Origin of the sequence: uncultured Clostridium sp. (assembly GCF_947036855.1) — a bacterium.
Taxonomy (GTDB): domain Bacteria; phylum Bacillota; class Clostridia; order Clostridiales; family Clostridiaceae; genus Sarcina.
Map to the genome: position 1 here is coordinate 1 of NZ_CAMQRY010000208.1, position 2776 is coordinate 2776.

Annotated in this window: 3 protein-coding genes; 1 reads left to right on the forward strand and 2 read right to left on the reverse strand. The window is 25.1% G+C overall.

Translation table 11 applies throughout. The features are described 5' to 3' along the window. Positions 1-13 precede the first annotated feature (13 nt). Positions 14-1171, reverse strand: coding sequence for a Card1-like endonuclease domain-containing protein (locus tag Q0V15_RS12830; RefSeq protein WP_297439534.1), 1158 nt, complete (start codon positions 1169-1171; stop codon positions 14-16). Positions 1172-1840: 669 nt separating this feature from the next. Here Q0V15_RS12830 and Q0V15_RS12835 point away from each other — a divergent pair. Continuing rightward, a complete protein-coding gene (locus Q0V15_RS12835) occupies positions 1841-2044 on the forward strand; it encodes a (2Fe-2S)-binding protein (RefSeq protein WP_297439535.1) in 204 nt (67 codons plus the stop codon). Between the two features lie 51 nt (positions 2045-2095). Here the strand turns inward: Q0V15_RS12835 and idi are convergent, their stop codons facing one another. Continuing rightward, entirely contained in the window at positions 2096-2614 is a 519-nt protein-coding gene (gene idi / locus Q0V15_RS12840; RefSeq protein ID WP_297439536.1) for an isopentenyl-diphosphate Delta-isomerase, read from the reverse strand. Positions 2615-2776 lie beyond the last annotated feature (162 nt).

The following is a 2776-nucleotide window of genomic DNA, read 5'->3' on the forward strand; positions in this document are numbered from 1 at the left end:
AGAGAAACAAGCTTTAGCTTGTTTCTCTTTTTTGATTTATAATTTCTGTTAGTTCTCTTTTAAATTTATTTATATCTCCATTAAAAATAATAAGTTCTATTCCCATTTCTTTAGCTCTTTGTAAAATTGTTGTTTTTGAAGGTTCTTTTGTAGCTACTAAAATTTTTATAACATTTTCCCCACCAAGCTGTCCTGCATAAACATTAAGTTCATTTAATGTCACTTCATCATATTTTTTTGAATCTTTACAGGATATACAAATCATAACAGAGTCTTTAATCGCAACTATATCTAATTCATTTCTAACATTAGATTTATCATTATCCCACAAGAATAATAAACCACTTTTAACTTCATCTATAACTTCTATTTCTTCAACTATCTTTTGAGTTAAAATTTCAAGCCAAGTCCCACTTTTAAAAAGAAAAGTTTTTATAAAATCATTTAAAAAATTAATTTCACAAAAATCACTTTTTCTTGATATGCTTATTTGTTTATTTTCTTCTAAGAACTCTAATCTTTCATTTAAAGCTTCTTTATACTTACTTGGAATTTTACTATTATCAACATTTAAAAAATTCATATTATCCTCATCACGAAGAAAAATAGTTGTATCCTGAAGCATCATTTTAAGTTCATCCCATTTCTCTATATTTTGACTTATCCACATAGTAAAATCAATTAAGACCTTATTACTATACAAAGTGGTAGAATCTATTATAATAGATGCTCCTATGCTTTTTATGATATCTTCAATCTCTAAATCAATAAAGCTATTTTTATTTAAAGTAATTTCATCAGTCCCTATATCTATCAATACTTCATTTTTCACATCAACATATTTACATATAATATTATGCTTAATACAAAATGTATAAATCATAAGCGTTGCAAGTTTTTTACCTGATGTTAAGTTGCAAACCCCTTTCATATTTTCATATGAATTGATTGCACCCTCTATTTCTCTAGGGCTATTTATATCTAACTTTTTATAATCAAACTTACACATTGGAAATTTTTCTTTATAATATATTTTTAATTTTTCTAATTGAATTATTTCTAAGCCAGTCATATAAAAGAATAAAACATTTTTAGGCTTATATTTTTCAGTAAGTAATATACTTGCTTCATTATGCAAATCAAATATATTTATCAGTAAATCAAACTCCATAACTTCACCTCTTAAGCTTATTTACTAATATCTTCTTCTTTAATCAACTTAAATATACGCAAAGAAATCCTATGAGAAGAATTTGGAGGAAACTTCTCATAGGATTTCTTTTGGGATATCTATTTTATAAATTTAACGGGATATTATTTTTTACAAGTTTCTGATATTATTCGTAACGTAATACCTAACTTAATCTGTTCGGATATTTCTGTAACATAACGTCTAATTTAATTTTTGTTTCGGAATATTTCGGATAGCTGTAACGCATCCTCTAATTTAATTTTTCAAATAAAGCTATTTCTATTATAAATCTCTATTATAAACACATACGTATTTAAATATAATATTTACTCTTGAAACATACTTTGTTGTATTTATAATATCATAACAAATAACAATTATCTATTAGTATCTATTATTCTTTTTATAATAATTAATTATTATTAATTATTAATTACTAAGATACTGATTTAATTGTTACTAAGCTACTATTCTAAATGTATATTTATTGAGAAAGTAATAAATCCTAAAGATTTTTTATATATTTTTTTAAGATATTACTATATTTTCCCTGTTAAAATTTCTTATTTAATAATATAATTATTTTAAAGATATTACTTCCTTGATATAGAAAGTAATTCAAATTTAAAAACTAAGGATGATTTAAAAATGGATAAAGAACAAAGAGATAAAATACTTGCAACATTCTCAGGTGGATGTAGATGCATGGGTGTTTCAGTTGATAGAATAAAAAATGCTATTGATAAAGGTGCAAACACAGTAGATGCTGTTGGAGCTAAAACTTCAGCTGGAACTGGTTGTGGAAGATGTAAAAAAATGATACAAATTCTTATTGATGAAAAAGATATGTAATCACATAATATAGCAAAAGAGCCTATCAGCGTATAAACTGATAGGCTCTTTTTAAAACTTAAAATCTTTAGGTATTTTCTTCATAATATCTTTAAACCAAAAAGTAAAATCCTCTGGCTTTTTTTCTATTAATTCTAAAAGCCTATTATAAGAAACCCATGTCACTTCACAAATCTCATCTTTATTAAAGTTTGTAATTTCTTTATTATATATACCTGTAAAAACATGGTCAATTTCATTTTCATATAACTCATTACTAAATTTGCATTTATAATAAAAGACAAACTCTTCTGTAAGCCTTGGAGCTTCTATACCAAGTTCTTCTTTTACTCGTCTTCTTGCAGCCTGTTCTATATTCTCACCAGCTCTTTGATGACTACAACAAGCATTAGTCCACTCACCAGGTGAATGGTATTTCTCTAGAGCTCTTCTTTGAAGTAACATTTCATTTTTATCATTAAATATTAATACTGAAAAAGCTCTATGAACTATTCCTTCTCTATGTACATACATTTTTTCTGCATAACCAATTATATTATCTTCCATATCAACTATAGCTATTTCTTCCATTTCAATGTCCTCCTAATTACAAATTCTTCATTTATCTTTACTCATTATAACTTATATTTCTCTATAGAAAAACCACTAGAAAACCTATGCTTTCTAGTGGTTTAAATTTTAATTATTATTTTCTAAGAATTCTTTTCTTGCATTAAAAAGACCTTCTAATTC

Excerpts from the sequence above, each read along its gene's own strand:
- idi (WP_297439536.1), bottom strand. The coding sequence starts at position 2,614 with ATGGAAGAAATAGCTATAGTTGATATGGAAGATAATATAATTGGTTAT.
- Q0V15_RS12830 (WP_297439534.1), bottom strand. The coding sequence starts at position 1,171 with ATGGAGTTTGATTTACTGATAAATATATTTGATTTGCATAATGAAGCA.
- Q0V15_RS12835 (WP_297439535.1), top strand. The coding sequence starts at position 1,841 with ATGGATAAAGAACAAAGAGATAAAATACTTGCAACATTCTCAGGTGGA.